This window comes from Pseudomonas sp. TWI929 (genome assembly GCF_039673335.1).
Classification (GTDB): domain Bacteria; phylum Pseudomonadota; class Gammaproteobacteria; order Pseudomonadales; family Pseudomonadaceae; genus Aquipseudomonas.
Genome location: NZ_JBDJLK010000001.1, coordinates 274,263 through 294,120, shown reverse-complemented (window position 1 = coordinate 294,120; position 19,858 = coordinate 274,263). Strand labels below are relative to the sequence as shown.

Here is a 19,858-nt window from a genome sequence, read left to right as displayed (position 1 = left end):
AACGCCCAGCGCGTCTGGAGTAACGGTTTCCAGCGGCTTTTTCTTGGCCTTCATGATGTTCGGCAGCGACGCGTAGCGCGGCTCGTTCAGGCGCAGGTCGGTGGTGACGATTGCAGGCAGCTTCAGCGCAACAGTCTGCAGGCCGCCGTCGATTTCACGGGTGACGTTCAGCTTGTCGCCAGCGACGATCACCTTGGAGGCGAAGGTGCCTTGGGCGAAGCCGGTCAGCGCCGCCAGCATCTGGCCGGTCTGGTTGTTGTCGCTGTCGATAGCCTGCTTGCCGAGGATGACCAGCTGCGGCTGCTCTTTGTCGACAACGGCTTTCAGCGCCTTGGCCACGGCCAGGGCGTTCAGTTCGTCGGCGGCTTCGACCAGGATGGCACGGTCGGCACCCAGGGCCAGGGCGGTACGCAGCTGTTCCTGGACGGCGCCCGGGCCGACCGAAACCACCACGACCTCGGTCGCGATACCCTGTTCCTTGAGGCGCACGGCCTGTTCCACGGCAATTTCGCAGAAGGGGTTCATGGACATCTTGGCATTTGCCAGGTCGACACCGCTGTTGTCCGCCTTGACGCGAACCTTGACGTTGTAATCGACCACTCGCTTGACGCTTACCAATACCCTCATAGGTTCTCCAGTCATTGATGTTGGGGCGGCGGGTAGGGGGTTGGCAACGACGGTAACGCAGTATTGGCGGGCGGGGATCGTCCGTTTCAACTAGCGGGGCTGGCGCTGATTGCGCTGAAGGCGTCATGAGCATGACTAAAGTTTTTGTGAAATCAATTCAGTTCCACTCGCTCAGACCCTGAACCTAGAATACATCTCAATTAAAGGCTATTTAAGTATTCGAGTGAGACGGTCGATCATGACGTGCACAGATTTAAAGTTTTCCATCAAGAGCATTTGTTTCGACGAGCACTATCGTCCGGCCGAAACGACGCGCCTCACTACCAACTTCGCCAACTTGGCGAGGGGTGCGAGTCGCCAGGAGAACCTGCGCAATACGTTGCAGATGATTGATAACCGTTTCAATGCTCTGGCGCACTGGGATAATCCCGAGGGGGATCGTTACACGGTCGAGCTTGAAATTGTTTCTGTCGCCATGAGCCTCGGCGAAGACAACCGCGATCAGGCACTGCCGTTGATTGAAATCTTGAAGACGCACATCGTCGACCGCACCACGGGCGAGCGCACCGCAGGCATGGTCGGCAACAACTTCTCTTCTTACGTGCGCGATTACGACTTCAGCGTCCTGCTGCTGGGGCACAACAAAAACCAGGCAGCCTTCAGCACGCCCGAGCATTTTGGCGAGCTGCACGGCAAGCTGTTCAAAAGCTTCGTCAATTCGGCAGCGTATAAAGAACACTTTGCCAAGCCACCGGTTATTTGCCTGAGTGTTTCCAGCAGCAAAAAGTATCACCGAACTGAAAATCAGCACCCTGTACTGGGCCATGAATATCAGCAAGATGAATATTCGCTGACGGACGAATACTTCGGAAAAATGGGCCTGAAGGTCCGTTACTTCATGCCGCCGAACAGTGTCGCGCCCTTGGCGTTCTATTTCGCCGGTGATTTGCTGGGTGATTACAGCAACCTTGAGTTGATCAGCACCATCAGCACCATGGATACCTTCCAGAAGATCTATCGGCCGGAAATCTACAATGCGAATTCCGCGGCAGGCAAATGCTACCAGCCCAGCCTGCAGCACCAGGACTATTCATTGACGCGCATTGTCTATGACCGCGAAGAACGTAGCCGGCTGGCCATTGAACAGGGACGCTTTGTCGAAGAGCACTTCATCAAGCCTTATCAGGCCGTGCTCGAACAGTGGTCCGCGCATTACGCGTGCTGAATTACCAGGAATACAAGGTCATCCGCCATGAAAAAACTGTTACCCACTTCCACTGCCGGCAGCCTGCCCAAGCCCTCCTGGCTGGCGCAACCGGAAACACTCTGGTCCCCCTGGAAGTTGCAAGATGAAACATTGATCGAAGGCAAGCAGGATGCGCTGCGCCTGGCCCTGCAAGAGCAGCAGCACGCCGGCATTGATATCGTCAGTGATGGCGAGCAAACCCGTCAGCATTTCGTCACGACCTTCATCGAACATCTCGATGGCGTGGATTTTGAAAAGCGTGAAACCGTCAGGATTCGCGATCGCTACGATGCCAGCGTGCCAACGGTGGTGGGCGCCGTTGCGCGTCGCAAGCCTGTCTTCGTCGAAGACGCAAAATTCCTGCGTCAGCAAACCTCGCAACCGATCAAATGGGCGCTACCAGGCCCCATGACCATGATCGACACGCTGTATGACGCGCATTACAAGAGCCGCGAAAAGTTGGCCTGGGAATTCGCCAAGATCCTCAACCAGGAAGCGCGGGAGCTGGAGGCTGCCGGTGTCGACATCATCCAGTTCGATGAACCGGCATTCAATGTGTTCTTCGACGAGGTGAATGACTGGGGGGTGGCCACCCTGGAAAGGGCGGTCGAAGGCCTGAAATGCGAAACGGCCGTGCATATCTGCTATGGCTATGGCATCAAAGCCAACACCGACTGGAAAAAGACCCTGGGTTCGGAGTGGCGGCAATACGAAGAGGCCTTCCCCAAACTGCAAAAGTCCAGCATCGACATCATCTCGCTGGAGTGCCACAACTCCCACGTCCCCATGGACCTGATCGAACTCATCCGCGGCAAGAAGGTGATGGTCGGTGCCATTGATGTGGCGAACCACGCGATCGAGACCCCAGAGGAAGTCGCCAATACCCTGCGCAAGGCGCTGCAATTCGTGGATGCCGACAAGCTCTACCCGTGCACCAACTGTGGCATGGCGCCACTGCCGCGGCGCGTGGCCAGCGGCAAGTTGAGTGCCTTGAGTGCGGGGGCAGAGATCGTCCGCCGCGAACTCGCGAGCCAATAAGCCCCCGGCCGTCAGGATTTGCCATGTCACTTCTCAGTACGGCCATCGAGCCTGTGAGCTTTCGCCAGGCGCTGGGGCACTACGCCTCCGGTATCACGGTGATCACCTCATTGATCGAGGGCCAGCCGATCGGCTTCACCTGCCAGTCGTTCTACAGCGTATCGGTGAACCCACCGCTGGTTTCCTTCAGCGTGATGGCCGGTTCGGCCAGTTATCCCAGCATGCGCCAGGCGGGTCGGTTCGCGGTCAACATCCTTTCCGGTGAGCAGGTGGGGATTTCCAACCAGTTCGCCCGCAAAGGCACTGACAAGTGGCAGGGCGTCGACTGGCAGGAATCGCCGCTGGGCAATCCGCTGATTGCTGGCAGCCTGCACTGGCTGGACTGCGAGATTCACGCCGAACACGTTGCCGGTGATCACCTGATCGTGATCGGTGAGGTGAAGGCGTTGAAGTTGCAAGAAGCTACGGCGACGCAACCCTTGCTGTATTTCAAAGGACAATATTGCAACCTTGCCGCGCATGGCGCGCTGTGAGTTTGCCGGCTTCCCATGATCGATCTGAGACACCTACGCACCCTCCATGCCCTGCGCGAAACGGACAGCATGCCCGAAGCCGCCGAGCGCCTGCACCTGACCCAGTCGGCGCTGTCGCACCAGTTCCGCGAGCTGGAAAACCGCGTCGGCATGCCGGTGTTCGTGCGCAAGTCCAAACCGGTACGCTTCACCACCGCTGGCCTCAAGCTGCTGCAACTGGCCGACCAGGTGCTGCCGCTGATCCGCACCACGGAGCGCAACCTGAGCAAGCTGGCCAACGGCACGGCCGATCGGCTGCACATCGCCATCGAGTGCCACAGCTGCTACCAATGGTTGATGCCCTCGCTGGACGAGTTTCGCAGCGCCTGGCCGGAGGTTGAACTGGACCTGGCATCGGGCCTGTCGTTCGCGCCACTGCCGGCCCTGGAGCGCGGCGACCTCGACCTGGTGGTGACCTCCGACCCGTTGCCCCTGCCAGGGATCACCTACGTGCCGCTGTTCGGCTATGAGGCGATGCTGGCCGTCGACAAGCATCATGCCCTGCGCGGCAAGCCGTATGTGGAGCCTGCCGACATCGCCAGCCAGACCTTGATCACCTACCCGATCGAGCGCAACCGCCTGGACATCTTCACCGGCTTCCTTGACCCCGCCGGCATCGAACCGGCCCAGGTACGCACTGCAGAGATGACCGTCATGATGATGCAGCTGGTGGCCAGCGGCCGTGGCGTGTGCTGCCTGCCCCACTGGGCGGTGCATGAGTACACCTCGCGTGGCTATGTGATCGCCAGGCGCCTGGGCGAACAAGGCCTGCAGGGGACGTTGTACGCGGCGGTGCGCAGTGACATGCTCGAAGTGCCTTACATGAGCGATTTCCTGCTCACTGCAAAAGACATTTCCTTTGCCACGCTGGAGGGCGTGAACGTGGTGCCTGCGCGGTCGACATCAGGCTGAACCAGGCTGGGCTGCGCAGGCATCGAGGTCTTCGAGGAACGCCTGCAGGATGGGTGGGCGCGATACGCCGCGGCGGGTGACCACATCGAACGGCGAGCTGAGGTCCAGCAGGCTGGCGCCCAGGCGGCGCATGTCACCGGTCTTGATCCATTGCTCGGCGAAGTGCACCGGCAAGAAGCCGATATAGGCGCCGGAAATGATCAGGATCGCCGCCGCCTCGATGTTCTCCACGGTGGCATCGGCCTTGGTGATGCCCAACTGCTCCAGGTCGTACTGCTGCATGTAGCCGCGCACCACGATCCGGCTCTGGCGCACGTCCTCCATCAGCCGACCATTGCTCGCGTTGCTGGCGAACAGCGGGTGGCGCCGGCCACAGTAAAGCCCCAGGGCCTCCTCATACAGCGGCTGGTAGGACAACCCCGCGACCCGCAACGGGAAGTGGCCGATGGCCAGGTGCAGCCTGCCATCGAGTACGCGCTCTTCGAGCTCCGCCGGGGCACCGATGTAGATGTGCAGGTGGGCATCGTGCCCGCGCGAAACAAAGCGCTGGGTGGTGCGCGGCAGGGGCGAGACGGGGTCGGTCAGGGTGGAGTCGATGATGCCCAGGTTGAGCTTGCCGCTGATGTGCTGCTTGAGCACGTCGGCGTCCATGCAGAAGCTCTCCACGGCACTGAGCAGGCGCAGGGTCGCTTCATGGATGGCCACCCCTTGCTCGGTCAGGCGAAAGCCACTGCGCCCGCGCTGGCAGAGCTTGACCCCCAGACGGGTTTCCAGGTGCGACATCTGTTCGCTGATGGTCGACTGGCCGGCATTGAGTGCGGCTTGCGCCGCAGAAAAGCCGCCACACCTGACAATCGTGGTGAATACCCTGAGCAGCTTCAGGTCGACATCGTGCAGCTGGATCACCGTAGCCTCCCGGCCGGGTTTCACATCGTCAGTGCTGATATGAACACCCGTGCATTGTTCTTGTCGCGCAAGCTAACCATGAGTGCCTGGCCACTGCAATGCCGGAAATCGCCGGGTTTAACCAACGGCGGATACATCGGATCGCACGATGTATGTATCTGCACTTGCGCATTTTTCCCCGCCGGCACGGTTGCCATAGTGGATCGCAACGGTGGTCGAGCAGTCGCCCCGTCTCCTGAAACAGAACAAGAACTGGAGAAACCAGAACATGGCAAAGCACGGTTACGAGTCCGGCCGCCTGAACCTGCCCTTCGTGGGCCATTGCACGTTCGCCAAGGCCCCGGTGTGCACCGACTGGGCGGCGATCGACGCCGATGTGGCAATCCTCGGCGCGCCCAACGACATGGGCACCCAGTGGCGTTCGGGGGCACGTTTCGGACCTCGCGGGATTCGCGAGGCATCGACCCTGTTCTCCTTCGGCCATGCCGGCGCCTACGACTTCGAGGATGACGCCACCTACCTGACCGAAGACCAGGTCCGCATGGTCGATGTGGGCGATGCCGATATCGTGCATACCGACATGGCCAGCAGCAACGCCAACATCGAGTCGGCGGTGCGGCAGATCCTTGCTGCGGGGGCCATGCCGGTGGTGCTGGGCGGTGACCATTCGGTGCACGCCCCGGTCATCAAGGCGTTCGAAGGCCATGGGCCGATCCATATCGTGCACTTCGATGCCCACCTGGATTTCGTTGACGAGCGCCATGGCGTGCGCTACGGGCACGGCAGCCCGCTGCGCCGCGCTTCGGAGCTGGAGCACATCGTCGGCATGACCCAGATGGGCATCCGCAACGTGTCGTCCTCCAACCGCGACGACTACGATGCCGCACGTGAGGCCGGTTCGCAGATCCTGTCGGTGCGTGACGTGCGCCGCCTGGGCTGCGCGGGCGTGCTGGCGAAAATCCCCGAAGGCCGCAACTACTACATCACCATCGACATCGACGGCTTCGACCCGTCCATCGCCCCGGGCACCGGCACGCCGAGCCATGGCGGATTCTTGTACTACGAGGTGCTGGAGATCATCCAGGCGCTGGCGCAGCGCAGCCACGGCCGCATTGTCGGCATGGACCTGGTAGAAGTGGCCCCGGCCTACGACCCCACCGGAATGACCTCGATCCTTGCCGCGCAACTGCTGATGAACAGCATCGGCTTCATCTTCCACGCGCGCGCCAAAGCCCGCTGACCCGGAGACTGCATTGTGGACCACAAGGTAAAAGACTACTTGCAGGCCTTTGGTGTATCCGAGGCGACCCAGCACTTTCTCAGCAAACCGCAGCGCATGTTCATTGCCGGCGCCTGGCTTGAGGCCAGCGACGGCGGCAGCGCCGAGGTGGTCGAGCCGTCCACTGAGGGTGTGCTGACGCGCATCCCCATGGCCACGGCGGATGACCTCGACCGCGCCGTGCGTGCAGCACGGGCGCAGTTCGATGGCGGCGCCTGGAGCCAGCTCAAGCCACTGGAGCGCGAGCGCCTGATCCATCGCCTGGCTGACCTGATCGAGACCCACGGCGACGAGCTGGCGCAGATCGAAGCCATCGACATGGGCAAGTCGGTCGCCCAGGCACGGGCGGTCGATATCCAGGGCACGGTCGATACCCTGCGCTATTTCGCCGGTTGGGCCAGCAAGATCCACGGCCGCACGGTCGAGCCTTCGCTGCCAGGCAACTACCTGGCGTATACGCGCAAGGAGGCGGTGGGGGTGGTCGGTGCCATCGTGCCGTGGAACTTCCCGCTGCAGACCATGGCCTGGAAACTCGGCGCGGCGCTGGCGACCGGTTGCACCGTGGTGGTCAAACCAGCGGAGCTGACTTCGCTGTCGGCATTGCGCTTTGCCGAGCTGGTACAGGCCTCGGGTATTCCAGACGGGGTGGTGAACATCGTGACCGGGCGCGGCAGCGTGGTCGGCGAGGCGATGTCCCGCCACCCGGGCATCGACAAGCTGAGTTTCACCGGCTCGACGCCCGTCGGCTGCTCGGTGGGCAAGTCGGCGATGGACCAGATGAAACGCTTGACCCTGGAGCTGGGCGGCAAGTCACCCGTGATCGTGTTCGCCGATGCGGACATAGAGGCAGCGGCGCAAGCCGTGGCCAACGGGGTGTTCTTCAACTCCGGGCAGGTGTGCGACGCCGGCACCCGTGCGTACGTCGAGCGCAGTGTCTACCCGGCGTTCCTTGAAGCGCTGGCCAGGTACACCGCCACCCTGAAGATCGCCCCAGGCCTGGACCCGGACTGTTTCATCAGCCCCATGGTGTCGCGCCAGCAACAGCAGCGGGTGCTGGACTACATCGCCCTGGGCAAGGCCGAAGGCGCGCAGGTGTACTACGGCGGCGAGCCGCTCGATGGCCCGGGTTTCTTCGTGCAGCCCACGATCTTCGCCAACTGCAATAACGACATGCGCGTGGTTCGCGAGGAAATCTTCGGCCCGGTGCTGGTGACCCAGCCGTTCGACACCCAGGAACAAGCGCTGGCCCTGGCCAATGATTCGGAGTTCGGCCTGGCGGCGGCGATCTACTCCAACGACCTGGGCAAGGTCCATTCGTTGATTCCGCGCCTGCGTGCGGGCACGGTGTACGTCAACGCCCACAGCACCCTGGACCCGTCCATGCCGTTCGGTGGCTACAAGCAATCGGGCTATGGCAAGGACATGGGCGCAGAGCAACTGGAGTTCTTGCTGGAGACCAAGGCGGTCTGGATCACCATGCCCTGAGGTAGCAGGGCCGTCCTGCGCCGCTGAAGGTTGGCCGGCGGCGCAGGTTTATCGTATGCATCGAATTTCAATAACAAGAACCTGTCGAGGTGATGCCGATGAACAGCCAAGTGGATATCGAGCGTGCGCAAGACCTGGAAAGGCGCCTGCGCGCCTATGAAGAACTGGAGAACAGCGCCCGCTGGCCGGGCGCTCTGACTGTGTCCGACGTGGTGGCGCTGGCCCTGCTGACGCTGGTGATGGTTGCCGGCGCGTACTACCTGGGAGGCCAGCCATGAGTGCTTCCCGTGAGCAAGAATTTCGCCTGAGCGCGGAGCGTGGCGACACCCCCTTGCTGCCCAATGAGCGGGTGTGGGGTTTCTGGGGGTTTGCCTACGCCAACTCGGCGCTGGCGGTGGCCACCTGGGTGTTCCTGATCGGCGGCGCCACCGCGCTGTTCGTCGGGCCCTTGCAAGGGATTGCCGCGATCATCATCGGCAACATCATCGGCGTGGTGCTCGCCGCATCGTCCACGTGCCTGCCGTGTGGCAAGTACGGCGTGGAGCAGTTCACGTTTCTGCGCAGCATGTTCGGCCTCAACGGCAGCCGCCTGGTGTACTTCCTTTCGGTGGTGGTGCTGACCATGGGCTGGCTGGCGGTGCTGGGGCTGATGTGCGGGCGGGCGCTGGACAACCTGGAAACCCTGGTGCAGCAGCGCCAGCCCAACGGTGACGACTGGCTAGTGACCGCCGGGGGCTTGCTGGCCATCGTGCTGGCGGCGCTGGTGGCCATGCGCGGGCCGGACATGATCCGCCGCCTGAGCGCGGTGATTGCGCCCAGCCTGATCCTGATCATGCTGGCACTGATGTACTTCATTTCCCGCCGCTACAGCCTCGACGAACTGCTGGCCATGCCGCCCTTGCAGCCACCGTTCGAGAACCCCCACGTCAACTTCATGGTCGCGGTGGAGATCAACATCGCCGCAGGCTTCTCCTGGTGGCCCTACATCGGCAACCTGTCGCGCCTGTGTAGCAACCAGCGCACGGCTTTCTGGCCCAACCTGGTGGGCATCTTCGGCGCCGCGTCGCTGGGCGAGTCGGTCAGCCTGTTCGCCGCCACCACCCTGGGCAGCAGCGACCCTACCGCGTGGATGCGCCTGGCGGGCGGCATGGGCTTCGGCGTCATCGCCCTGAGCTTCCTGGCACTGGCCAACCTGACCGGCATGGTCAACATCCTCTACACCGCGGTGATCGGTTTGCGTCAGCTGGCTGGCGAGCGCCTGCGCAGCGTGGGCTGGGGGGTACTGATCGGGCTGTTCTGCATCATCCCGGTGGTGATCGTGGTGTTCCTGCCGGGGATCTACGACGGCTTCTTCATCTTCCTGGTGTGGACGTCCGCGCTCAACAGCGCCCTGGCTGGCATCGGCATCGCCGATTACTTCTTCCTGCGCAAGCAGCGCCTGAACCTGCGCCAGCTCTACGCCGAACAGAGCGTGTCGCCGTTGCGCTACTGCAAAGGCTTCAACCCCATCGCGCTGCTGGCGCTGGTGGCGGGCTTCGCGATCTACGTGGTGGTGTTCAACCCGCAGACCCTGGCCCATACCGACTTCTTCACCTTCGCCACCGCCTCGCTGCCGTCCTGCCTGCTGGCCGGGCTGGTGCACTACGGCCTGACCCGGCTGCTGGCGGCGCGCCTGGGCTGGGGCGGCTACCCAAAGCGAAATGATCACAACATCCAGGCTGCCGGCCTTCGTGTACAGGACTAGAACCATGACCAAGCGATACGACTACATCATCATCGGCGCAGGCTCTGCTGGCTGCGTCCTGGCCAACCGCCTGAGCGAAGACGCTGGTACCTCGGTGCTGGTCCTGGAGTTCGGTGGCAGCGACCGCAGTGTGCTGATCCAGATGCCCAGCGCCTTCTCGCTGCCGATGAACACCAAGAAGTACAACTGGCGCTACGAGACCGTTGCCGAGCCGCACCTGGACAACCGCCGCCTGCACTGCCCGCGGGGCAAGGTGCTGGGCGGCTCGTCCTCGATCAATGGGCTGGTCTACATCCGTGGCCATGCCTGCGACTTCGATGAATGGGAAAGCCTGGGGGCGAAGAACTGGAGCTACCGCAACTGCCTGCCGTACTTCAAACGTGCCGAGCAGTACAAGTTCGGCGGTGATGACTACCGCGGCGGCATGGGGCCGCTGGCCACCAACAACGGCAACAACATGCAGAACCCGCTGTACGGCGCCTGGGTCGAGGCCGGTGCCGAAGCCGGCTACATCAAGACCGACGACTGCAACGGCTACATGCAGGAAGGCTTTGGTGCCATGCACATGACGGTCAAGGATGGCGTGCGCTGGTCCACGGCCAACGCCTACCTGCGCCCGGCCATGAGCCGGCCGAACCTGACCGTGATCACCCATGCCATGACCCGGCGCATCCTGCTCGATGGCAAGCGGGCGGTGGGTGTGGAATATGACCATGACGGCCAGACCCACAAGGTGCTGTGCAACCGCGAGGTGCTGGTGGCGTCCGGCCCGATCGGTTCGCCGCACTTGTTGCAACGCTCCGGCATCGGCCCTGAGGCCGTGCTGAAGAAGGCCGGCATCGAGGTGCGCCACCCCTTGCCAGGTGTGGGCGAGAACCTGCAGGACCACTCGGAAATCTACATCCAGTATGCGTGCAAGGAGCCGGTGACCCTCAACGGCAAGATGAACCTGCTGGGCAAGGCGATGATCGGGCTGCGCTGGTTGCTGTTCAAGGACGGCCTGGGCGCCAGCAACCACTTTGAGGCGGGCGGTTTCATCCGCTCATCCAAGGGCCTGCGCTGGCCGGACATCCAGTTCCACTTCCTGCCGGCGGCCATGCGCTATGACGGCGACAAACCGTTCAAGGGCCATGGTTTCATGGTGCTGACCGGGCCCAACAAGCCCAAGAGCCGCGGCCATGTGCGGGCGCTGTCGGCCGACCCGTACCAGCACCCGGAAATCCGCTTCAACTACCTCGAAAGCGAAGAGGACCGCGAGGGCTTCCGCCGCTGTGTGCGGCTGACCCGCGAGATCATCGCCCAGCCGGCCATGGACCGCTTCCGCGGCGAGGAGCTGGCGCCCGGGCCGCAGGTGCAGACCGACGAGCAGATCGACGCGTTCGTGCGCGCCAACATGGAAAGCACCATGCACCCGTGCGGCTCGTGCCGGATGGGCGAGGATGACATGGCAGTGGTCGACTCGACATTGCGTGTGCATGGCCTGCAGGGGCTGCGGGTGATCGATTCCTCGGTGTTCCCGAGCGAGCCCAATGGCAACCTCAACGCACCGACCATCATGCTGGCCGAACGCGCGGCCGACCTGGTGCGCGGGCGCCAGCCGTTGGCACCGAGTGATGTGCCGGTCGGCCTGGTGGGGGGCTGGGAGGAGCAGCAACGCAGCCGTGCGCCGCTGCGCGAGATGCCTGTCCGCTAAATGGCCGGATGTGGGAGCGGCCTTGCGTCGCGAAAGGGCTGCGCAGCAGCCCCAGGATTTCAGCGCAGAAGCAAACATTGCTGGGGCCGCTTTGCGGCCCTATCGCGACACAAGGCCGCTCCTATAGGGATCGCTTCAGCCTAGCGGACCGAATGTGCTCCATTGGAGCGATTTCGCTACAGGGGGCGCTGGCGTAAAGGTTCACGACGTCTGGCGGTGTTCTAGCGCCTGATTGGCCCTGTTTTCTGGAGCGACTTCTTTACAGCCAAGCAGACAACATTCAATAGAAACCCTGTAGTTCGGGCGTTTTTCCGCCTGGCACAGTGCTTGCTCTCTACCTTGCACGCGATCGGATTTGAAAGTTGTTCATCCGGTCTCGAGGTTTGAACTTGTGACGTTATAAAAACAATTAGACTAGCAAGGTAGAAAACAATGAATAACTTGCCCCACGGTCACCGCCCGCCTGACGATGATGCACACGAACTCAAGCGCAACCTGTCCAACCGCCATATCCAGCTGATCGCCATTGGCGGTGCTATCGGCACCGGCCTGTTCATGGGCTCTGGCAAGACCATCAGCCTGGCGGGGCCCTCCATCATCTTTGTCTACATGATCATCGGCTTCATGCTGTTCTTTGTCATGCGGGCAATGGGCGAACTGTTGTTGTCCAACTTGCAGTACAAGTCGTTCATCGATTTTGCGGCGGACCTGCTCGGCCCCTGGGCGGGGTTTTTCACCGGCTGGACCTACTGGTTCTGCTGGATTGTCACCGGTATCGCCGACGTGATTGCCATCTCGGCCTATTCGCAGTTCTGGTTCCCCGACATCCCCTTGTGGATACCGGCGTTGGCCTGTGTCGGCCTGCTGCTCACCTTGAACCTGATGACGGTGAAGATGTTTGGCGAAATGGAGTTCTGGTTCGCCATGATCAAGATCGTCGCCATCTGCGCACTGGTCTGCACCGGGTTCTACATGGTGGCGGCGGCGTACCAGTCGCCAGCCGGGCATGCGGCATCGCTGGCCAACCTGTGGAATGACGGTGGCATGTTCCCCCATGGCGCCATGGGCTTCTTTGCCGGCTTCCAGATTGCGGTGTTTGCCTTCGTCGGCATCGAGCTGGTGGGCACCACCGCCGCCGAAACCAAGAACCCGGAGCGCAACCTGCCACGGGCGATCAACTCGATTCCTTTGCGCATCATTGTCTTCTACGTGCTCGCGCTGGTCGCCATCATGGCCGTCACACCCTGGCGTGAAGTGGTGGCCAACAAGAGCCCCTTCGTCGAGCTGTTCGTACTGGCCGGCCTGCCGGCAGCCGCGGGCATCATCAACTTCGTGGTGCTGACCTCGGCCATGTCGTCTGCCAACAGCGGCGTCTTCTCGACCAGCCGCATGCTCTACGGCCTGGCGGTGGATGGCGATGCGCCCGGCAAGTTCGGTGCGCTGTCCAGCCGCGCGGTACCTTCCAACGGCCTGATCTTTTCCTGTGTGTGCCTGACGGGCGGGGCGCTGGTCATCTACCTGGTGCCGAACATGCTCGAGGCCTTCACCCTGATCACCACGGTGTCGGCACTGCTGTTCATGTTCGTCTGGTCGATCATCCTGCTGTCGTACCTGGCGTACCGCAAGCAGCGTGACCCGTTGCACCAGGCATCGAAGTACAAGATGCCGGGCGGTACGTTCATGTGCCGGGTGTGCCTGGTGTTCTTCGCCTTCATCCTGGCCTTGCTGGCGCTGGAGGCCGACACCCGCAGCGCGCTTTACCTGATGCCGGTCTGGTTTGCGGTGCTGGGCCTGACCTACCGATCGAACCGGCGCAAAAGGCAGCAGGCCGTGCAGCTGTCATTCGATGCCGATTGATCGACACCTTTACCTACTACCCAAGGGGGACAGCGCCGTGCGCTGTCCCCCTGTCGTCTTTTTACCCAGCAGGGAATTTTTATGAGAATCCACGTCAACTTTCTCGACCGTGTCGGTATCACTCAGGAAATCCTCTCGCTGCTTGGGGCGCGCAACCTCAACCTGGACGCCGTGGAGATGATTCCGCCCAACGTCTATATCGATGCCCCGACCCTGTCGCCGATGGTGCTCGACGAACTCTACGCAGCCCTGTTGGGCGTGGACGGTGTGCAGGAGGTGGCGCTGGTCGACTTCCTCCCCGGCCACCGCCGGCGCCTGCAGCTGGAGGCGTTGCTGGCGGCGATGAGCGACCCGGTGCTGGCGGTGGACCCTGGCGGCCATGTGCTGCTGGCGAACCCGACCCTGGTCGCCCTGGTGGGGCGTGAGCCGGCCGGTGAGCCGTTGAACCGGTTGTTTGCCGAGCCGGACCTGGCCCAGACCCTGATCGACAAGGGCTTTCGCCTGCCGATGTGCGAGGTGGGCTTTCAGGGCCAGGCCTTGCTGCTGGAGGCCACGCCGATCAGCGGAGGCGCCGATGGCCTGGTGGGTGGCCTGCTGACCTTGTACCCACCCAGCCGCATCGGCCAGCGCCTGGCCTCGCTGCTGCACGACAACACAGAAGGGCTGGGGGCGCTGCTGGGCGAGTCGACGGCGCTGCAGGCGCTAAAGGCCCGCCTGCACAAGGTGGCGAGCCTGGAGGCGCCGGTATTGATCCAGGGCGAGACCGGCACAGGCAAGGAACTGGTGGCCCGCGCCTGCCACGCGCTGAGTGCCCGGCGCGATGCCTCGTTCCTGGCGCTGAACTGCGCGGCGTTGCCCGAGAGCCTGGCCGAAAGCGAGCTGTTCGGCTACGCCGCCGGTGCCTTTACCGGCGCCCAGCGGGGCGGCAAGCCGGGCCTGCTGGAACTGGCCGATGGCGGTACGGTGTTTCTCGATGAAGTGGGCGAGATGTCGCCGTACCTGCAGGCCAAGCTGCTGCGTTTTCTCAATGACGGCAGTTTTCGCCGGGTGGGCGGTGGCAGCGAGGTGCAGGTGAATGTGCGGGTGGTCTGCGCCACCCACCGCAACCTGGAAAACATGGTGATCGAGGGCGGCTTTCGCGAAGACCTTTACTATCGCCTGAATGTGCTCAACCTGCAGGTGCCGCCGCTGCGTGAGCGCGGCAAGGACATCCTGCTGCTGGCCGAGCATTTCCTGCGCCAGGCCTGTGCGCAGATCCAGCGCGCCCCGTGCCGGCTGGCGCTGACCACCCATCCGCTGCTGCTGGGCAATCGCTGGTCCGGCAATGTGCGCCAGTTGCAGAACGTGATCTTCCGCGCAGCGGCCATTAGCGAAGGGGAGGTGATCGACTGCGATGACCTGGAGCTGGCTGGCACCGCCTTGAGCAGCCAGCAAGCCGAGGGGCAGGAGATCGTCAGCCTGGAAGCGGCCGTGCAGGCATTTGAAAAATCCTTGCTGGAAAAGCTGTACGAGAGCTACCCCTCGACCCGGCAACTGGCGCTGCGCTTGCAGACTTCGCACACGGCGATCGGCCAGCGTTTGCGCAAGTACGGCATCGCCAGCCGGGTCTCGTAGCCAACCCGGTGCGAATACGCTCCGCTGGAGTGATTGTGCTCCAGGCGGGCGTGGTCCCGGGTTCATTGGCCCGTGCTGTCAGGGTTGGCTGCCGGGCCCAGGCCACGGAGCGAATTCGCTCCATAGCGCAGGCTTGGGGTTGACCCAAATAGAACTGTAAAGCATTGATATATAGGGGTTTTAGTGAGTTGGCATCGGCCTTGCTCTGTATCAGTCAGTCCTGCATCAGGACCTAACTGATAACAAGAGAGGAAGATCCATGAGCACGCTGCGTTTTACTCCCGAACACGAATGGCTGCGTCTGGAAGCGACTGGCGAGTTGACCGTTGGCATCACCAGCTATGCCCAACAGGCCCTGGGTGACGTGGTGTTCGTGCAACTGCCGGAGCCGGGCGAGTACGGAGAGGGCAACGAAGTTGCGGTGCTTGAGTCGGTGAAGGCCGCCAGCAACATCACCATGCCTTTGCGCGGCACCGTGGTGGCCGTCAACCAGGCCCTGGCCGACGACCCTGAGCTGGTCAACACCTCGCCCATGCAGGACGGCTGGTTCTTCCGCATCCAGGCGGCCAACCCGTCGGAGCTCGACGGCCTGATGGACCAGGACGGCTATGACCGCTTCCTGGCCGACAACGCCTGAGCCAGGGTGCCGACATGACCAACGCATCCATCCCGCTGGGCACCGACAACGAGTTCATCGCCCGCCACATCGGCCCGCGCGAGGGCGATATCGACGCGATGCTGGCGCTGGTCGGCCATGACTCGCTCGACGCCCTGATCGACAGCGTCATCCCCGCCAGCATCAAGGGCAGCAGCGTGCTCGAGCTGAGCAAGGGGCAGGGCGAGGCTGAAGCCCTGGCCGCACTCAAGGCCATCGCTGCGAACAACCAGCTGCTGCGCAACCACATCGGCCAGGGTTATTACCCATGCCACACGCCGACGCCGATCCTGCGCAACCTGCTGGAGAACCCGGCCTGGTACACCGCCTACACGCCGTACCAGCCGGAAATCTCCCAGGGCCGCCTGGAGGCGCTGCTGAACTTCCAGACCCTGGTCTGCGACCTCACCGGCATGCAGATCGCCAACGCCTCGTTGCTCGACGAAGCCACCGCCGCAGCTGAGGCCATGACCTTCTGCAAGCGCCTGGCGAAGAACAAGGCCCCGGCGTTCTTCGCCTCCAGCCATTGCCACCCGCAGACCCTCGATGTGCTGCTTACCCGTGCCCAGCCACTGGGTATCGAAGTGGTCATCGCGGATGAAGCGGAGCTGGATGGCCAAGCCCTGGACGGCTATTTTGGCCTGTTGCTGCAATACCCGGCCAGCACCGGCGCCATCACCGACCACCGCGCCCTGGTGCAACGCGCCCATGCGGCGGGTGCGCTGGTGGCCGTGGCCGCCGACCTGCTGGCGCTGACCTTGCTGACCCCACCGGGTGAGTTTGATGCCGACGTGGTGCTGGGCAGCGCCCAGCGGTTCGGCGTGCCGCTGGGCTTTGGCGGCCCGCATGCGGCGTACTTCGCCACCCGCGATGCGTTCAAGCGCGACATGCCCGGCCGCCTGGTGGGCGTGTCCATCGACCGCTTCGGCAAGCCGGCCCTGCGCCTGGCCATGCAGACCCGCGAGCAACACATCCGCCGCGAAAAGGCCACCAGCAACATCTGTACCGCGCAGGTGCTGCTGGCCAATATCGCCAGCATGTATGCGGTCTACCACGGCCCCCAAGGCCTGGAGCAGATCGCCCGGCGGGTGCACCGCCTGACCGCGATCCTGGTGCAAGGGTTGCAGCAGTTGGGGCACAAGGTGGAGCAGGCGCACTTCTTCGACAGCGTCAGCGTGGTCACCGCCAGGCCTGTGGCCGATGTACTGGCAGCTGCACAGGTCAAGCGCCTGAACCTGCGGCTGATCGATGAACTGCGGGTTGGCGTGGCCCTGGATGAAACCTGCGAGCAGGCCAGTGTCGAGGCCCTGTGGCAGGTGTTTGCCGAACCTGGCCAGGCGCTTCCGGGCTTTACCGCCTTGGCCGCCAAGGCGGTCGATTGCCTGCCAGCGCCCCTGCTGCGCACGACGCCGTTCCTGCAACACCCGGTGTTCAACCGTTATCACAGCGAAACCGAACTGATGCGCTACCTGCGCCGCCTGGCCGACAAGGACCTGGCCCTGGACCGCAGCATGATCGCCCTGGGCTCGTGCACCATGAAGCTTAACGCCGCCAGCGAGATGGTGCCGGTCACCTGGCCGGAATTTGGCGCGCTGCACCCGTTCGCCCCCGCCGGGCAGACGCTGGGCTACCGCCAGCTGACCGATGAACTGGAGGCCATGCTCTGTGCGGCCACCGGCTATGACGCCATGTCGCTGCAGCCCAATGCCGGCTCCCAGGGCGAGTATGCCGGCCTGCTGGCGATCCGCGCCTACCACGCCAGCCGTGGCGAGGCGGGGCGTGATGTGTGCCTGATCCCGTCGTCGGCCCATGGCACCAACCCGGCCACGGCGCAGATGGCCGGCATGCGGGTGGTGGTGGTCAACTGCGACGAGCGTGGCAACGTCGATGTGGCCGACCTGCAGTACAAGGCCGAGCAGCACAAGGCGCAGCTGGCTGCGCTGATGATCACCTACCCCTCGACCCACGGCGTGTTCGAAGATGCCATCACTCGCATCTGCGACATCATTCATGAGCACGGTGGCCAGGTGTACCTGGATGGCGCCAACATGAACGCGATGGTCGGCCTGTGTGCCCCGGGCAAGTTCGGTGGCGACGTGTCGCACTTGAACCTGCACAAGACCTTCTGCATCCCCCACGGCGGTGGCGGCCCTGGCGTCGGCCCGATCGGCGTCAAGGCGCACCTGGCGCCGTTCCTGCCCGGTCACGCTCATCTGGCCAACCCGCAGGGCGCGGTCAGCGCGGCACCTTATGGCAGTGCCAGCATCCTGCCGATCACCTGGATGTACATGCGCATGATGGGCGGGGAAGGGCTCAAGCGCGCCTCGCAGCTGGCGATCCTCAATGCCAACTACATAGCCCGGCGCCTGGAGGAACACTACCCGGTGCTGTACACCGGCGAGAACGGCCTGGTCGCCCACGAGTGCATCCTCGACCTGCGCCCGCTCAAGGACAGCAGCGGCATCAGCGTCGAGGACGTGGCCAAGCGCCTGATCGACTTCGGCTTCCATGCCCCGACCATGTCCTTCCCGGTGGCTGGCACGCTGATGGTCGAGCCGACCGAGAGTGAATCCAAGGAAGAACTGGACCGCTTCTGCGCCGCGATGATCTGCATCCGCGAGGAAATCCGCGCCGTGGAAAACGGCACCCTGGACAAGCTCGACAACCCGCTGAAGAACGCCCCGCATACCGCCACCGAGCTGGTGGGCGAATGGCCCCATGGCTATGCCCGGGAGCTGGCGGTGTACCCGCTGGCCGAACTGCGCGACAGCAAGTACTGGCCGCCGGTGGGGCGCGTGGACAACGTCTACGGCGACCGCAACCTGGCCTGTGCCTGCCCACCGCTGTCGAGCTATCAAGATGCCTGACCCTGCTGGCCCGGACGCCGCCGGGCCGTGCTTGCCGACCGAACAACAAGGAATCACACCCATGTTCCACAAGAGCCTGACCCTGTCCGATTTCGACCCTGCACTGTTCGCGGCCATCGGCCGTGAAGTGCAGCGCCAGGAAGACCACATCGAGCTGATCGCTTCGGAAAACTACACCAGCCCCCAGGTGATGCAGGCCCAGGGCACCGAACTGACCAACAAGTACGCCGAAGGCTACCCAGGCAAGCGCTACTACGGTGGCTGCGAGCATGTTGATGTGGTCGAGCAGTTGGCCATCGACCGCGCCAAGCAGCTGTTCGGTGCCGGTTATGCCAACGTCCAGCCACACTCGGGCTCCCAGGCCAACGCGGCGGTCTACCTGGCCCTGCTGCAGGCCGGCGACACCTTGCTGGGCATGAGCCTGGCCCACGGCGGCCACCTGACCCACGGCGCCAAGGTGTCGTCCTCGGGCAAGCTGTACAACGCCGTGCAATATGGCATCGATGCCAACGGCCTGATCGACTACGACGAAGTCGAGCGCCTGGCGGTCGAGCACCAGCCGAAAATGATCGTGGCCGGCTTCTCGGCCTACTCGAAGACCCTCGACTTCCCGCGTTTCCGGCAGATCGCCGACAAGGTCGGGGCCTACCTGTTTGTCGACATGGCCCACGTCGCCGGGCTGGTGGCGGCAGGCCTGTACCCCAACCCACTGCCGTATGCCGATGTGGTCACCACCACCACCCACAAGACCCTGCGCGGACCGCGCGGCGGCCTTATTCTGGCCAAGGCCGACCCGGAGCTTGAGAAAAAGCTCAACTCGGCGGTGTTCCCGGGCGGGCAGGGCGGGCCGCTGATGCACGTGATCGCGGCCAAGGCGGTGTGCTTCAAGGAGGCCCTGGAGCCTGGTTTCAAGGCGTACCAGCGCCAGGTCATCAGCAACGCCCAGGCCATGGCGCAGGTGTTCATGCAACGCGGTTTCGACGTGGTTTCCGGTGGCACCGACAACCACCTGTTCCTGGTCAGCCTGATCCGCCAGGGCATCACCGGCAAGGACGCCGACGCTGCGCTGGGCCGTGCGCACATCACGGTGAACAAGAACGCGGTGCCCAACGACCCGCAGTCGCCGTTCGTGACCTCGGGCCTGCGCATCGGTACCCCGGCAGTGACCACCCGTGGGCTCAAGGAGGTGGAGTGCCGCGCCTTGGCGACCTGGATCTGCGACATCCTCGACCACCTCGGTGATGCCGACGTCGAGGCGCATGTGGCGGGCCAGGTAGCGCAGTTGTGCAAGCTGTTCCCGGTCTATCCGGCCTGACACCCGTATTCCTCAGCCAAGCAAATGGACCGCTCTCACAGAACTGCA

Annotated in this window: 16 protein-coding genes; 14 read left to right on the top strand and 2 right to left on the bottom strand. The window is 63.4% G+C overall.

What is annotated here, in order from left to right; translation table 11 throughout:
- On the bottom strand, positions 1–627 hold a 627-nt coding region (locus ABE456_RS01355; RefSeq protein ID WP_346642373.1), incomplete at its 3' end, for an electron transfer flavoprotein subunit beta/FixA family protein.
- A 238-nt stretch (positions 628–865) separates the two neighbouring features.
- On the opposite strand from ABE456_RS01355, the gene ABE456_RS01350 reads away from it, so the two are divergent.
- The 4 genes from ABE456_RS01350 to ABE456_RS01335 are packed head-to-tail and all read left to right on the top strand — an operon-like array spanning position 866 to position 4,395.
- On the top strand, positions 866–1,852 hold the full coding sequence (locus tag ABE456_RS01350; protein WP_346642372.1) for a DUF1852 domain-containing protein: 987 nt from the start codon (positions 866–868) through the stop codon (positions 1,850–1,852).
- A gap of 27 nt (positions 1,853–1,879) precedes the next feature.
- The gene (locus tag ABE456_RS01345; RefSeq protein ID WP_346642371.1) at positions 1,880–2,911 is read left to right on the top strand and encodes a methionine synthase; all 1,032 of its coding nucleotides are present in this window, start codon (positions 1,880–1,882) and stop codon (positions 2,909–2,911) included.
- Positions 2,912–2,934: 23 nt separating this feature from the next.
- Entirely contained in the window at positions 2,935–3,444 is a 510-nt protein-coding gene (locus ABE456_RS01340) for a flavin reductase family protein (protein ID WP_346642370.1), read from the top strand.
- 15 nt (positions 3,445–3,459) lie between these two features.
- Positions 3,460–4,395, top strand: coding sequence for a LysR substrate-binding domain-containing protein (locus ABE456_RS01335; RefSeq protein WP_346642369.1), 936 nt, complete (start codon positions 3,460–3,462; stop codon positions 4,393–4,395).
- Here the strand turns inward: ABE456_RS01335 and ABE456_RS01330 are convergent.
- Positions 4,387–5,301, bottom strand: coding sequence for a LysR family transcriptional regulator (locus tag ABE456_RS01330; RefSeq protein WP_346642368.1), 915 nt, complete (start codon positions 5,299–5,301; stop codon positions 4,387–4,389). The genes ABE456_RS01335 and ABE456_RS01330 overlap by 9 nt on opposite strands.
- Positions 5,302–5,569: 268 nt before the next feature.
- Here ABE456_RS01330 and speB point away from each other — a divergent pair, with 268 nt between their 5' ends.
- From speB to glyA, 10 genes are all read left to right on the top strand, one after another.
- Complete coding sequence (gene speB / locus ABE456_RS01325; RefSeq protein ID WP_023662744.1) at positions 5,570–6,541, top strand: agmatinase; 972 nt, start codon at positions 5,570–5,572, stop codon at positions 6,539–6,541.
- Between the two features lie 15 nt (positions 6,542–6,556).
- On the top strand, positions 6,557–8,065 hold the full coding sequence (locus tag ABE456_RS01320) for an aldehyde dehydrogenase family protein (protein ID WP_346642367.1): 1,509 nt from the start codon (positions 6,557–6,559) through the stop codon (positions 8,063–8,065).
- Positions 8,066–8,163: 98 nt separating this feature from the next.
- Positions 8,164–8,343: a hypothetical protein gene (locus ABE456_RS01315; RefSeq protein WP_346642366.1), complete on the top strand. Its 180-nt coding sequence runs from the start codon at positions 8,164–8,166 to the stop codon at positions 8,341–8,343.
- Complete coding sequence (locus tag ABE456_RS01310) at positions 8,340–9,809, top strand: cytosine permease (protein ID WP_346642365.1); 1,470 nt, start codon at positions 8,340–8,342, stop codon at positions 9,807–9,809. Before ABE456_RS01315 ends, ABE456_RS01310 begins: the two co-directional genes overlap by 4 nt.
- Positions 9,810–9,813: 4 nt before the next feature.
- A complete protein-coding gene (gene betA / locus ABE456_RS01305; RefSeq protein ID WP_346642364.1) occupies positions 9,814–11,502 on the top strand; it encodes a choline dehydrogenase in 1,689 nt (562 codons plus the stop codon).
- A gap of 432 nt (positions 11,503–11,934) precedes the next feature.
- A complete protein-coding gene (gene cycA / locus ABE456_RS01300; protein WP_346642363.1) occupies positions 11,935–13,359 on the top strand; it encodes a D-serine/D-alanine/glycine transporter in 1,425 nt (474 codons plus the stop codon).
- Between the two features lie 81 nt (positions 13,360–13,440).
- A complete protein-coding gene (locus tag ABE456_RS01295) occupies positions 13,441–14,973 on the top strand; it encodes a sigma-54-dependent transcriptional regulator (RefSeq protein WP_346642362.1) in 1,533 nt (510 codons plus the stop codon).
- 259 nt (positions 14,974–15,232) lie between these two features.
- Positions 15,233–15,610, top strand: coding sequence for a glycine cleavage system protein GcvH (gene gcvH, locus ABE456_RS01290; protein WP_085663889.1), 378 nt, complete (start codon positions 15,233–15,235; stop codon positions 15,608–15,610).
- A gap of 14 nt (positions 15,611–15,624) precedes the next feature.
- Positions 15,625–18,495 (top strand): aminomethyl-transferring glycine dehydrogenase, encoded by a 2,871-nt coding sequence (gcvP, locus tag ABE456_RS01285; RefSeq protein ID WP_346642361.1) that lies wholly within the window; start codon positions 15,625–15,627, stop codon positions 18,493–18,495.
- Positions 18,496–18,556: 61 nt separating this feature from the next.
- On the top strand, positions 18,557–19,810 hold the full coding sequence (gene glyA / locus ABE456_RS01280; protein ID WP_346642360.1) for a serine hydroxymethyltransferase: 1,254 nt from the start codon (positions 18,557–18,559) through the stop codon (positions 19,808–19,810).
- Positions 19,811–19,858: the final 48 nt, after the last annotated feature.

Bases quoted from the DNA above. Each gene is read 5' to 3' on its own strand.
- ABE456_RS01295 (WP_346642362.1), top strand. From the start codon at position 13,441: ATGAGAATCCACGTCAACTTTCTCGACCGTGTCGGTATCACTCAGGAA.
- ABE456_RS01310 (WP_346642365.1), top strand. From the start codon at position 8,340: ATGAGTGCTTCCCGTGAGCAAGAATTTCGCCTGAGCGCGGAGCGTGGC.
- gcvH (WP_085663889.1), top strand. From the start codon at position 15,233: ATGAGCACGCTGCGTTTTACTCCCGAACACGAATGGCTGCGTCTGGAA.
- ABE456_RS01315 (WP_346642366.1), top strand. From the start codon at position 8,164: ATGAACAGCCAAGTGGATATCGAGCGTGCGCAAGACCTGGAAAGGCGC.
- speB (WP_023662744.1), top strand. From the start codon at position 5,570: ATGGCAAAGCACGGTTACGAGTCCGGCCGCCTGAACCTGCCCTTCGTG.
- ABE456_RS01350 (WP_346642372.1), top strand. From the start codon at position 866: ATGACGTGCACAGATTTAAAGTTTTCCATCAAGAGCATTTGTTTCGAC.
- glyA (WP_346642360.1), top strand. From the start codon at position 18,557: ATGTTCCACAAGAGCCTGACCCTGTCCGATTTCGACCCTGCACTGTTC.
- gcvP (WP_346642361.1), top strand. From the start codon at position 15,625: ATGACCAACGCATCCATCCCGCTGGGCACCGACAACGAGTTCATCGCC.
- ABE456_RS01335 (WP_346642369.1), top strand. From the start codon at position 3,460: ATGATCGATCTGAGACACCTACGCACCCTCCATGCCCTGCGCGAAACG.
- ABE456_RS01340 (WP_346642370.1), top strand. From the start codon at position 2,935: ATGTCACTTCTCAGTACGGCCATCGAGCCTGTGAGCTTTCGCCAGGCG.
- cycA (WP_346642363.1), top strand. From the start codon at position 11,935: ATGAATAACTTGCCCCACGGTCACCGCCCGCCTGACGATGATGCACAC.
- ABE456_RS01345 (WP_346642371.1), top strand. From the start codon at position 1,880: ATGAAAAAACTGTTACCCACTTCCACTGCCGGCAGCCTGCCCAAGCCC.
- betA (WP_346642364.1), top strand. From the start codon at position 9,814: ATGACCAAGCGATACGACTACATCATCATCGGCGCAGGCTCTGCTGGC.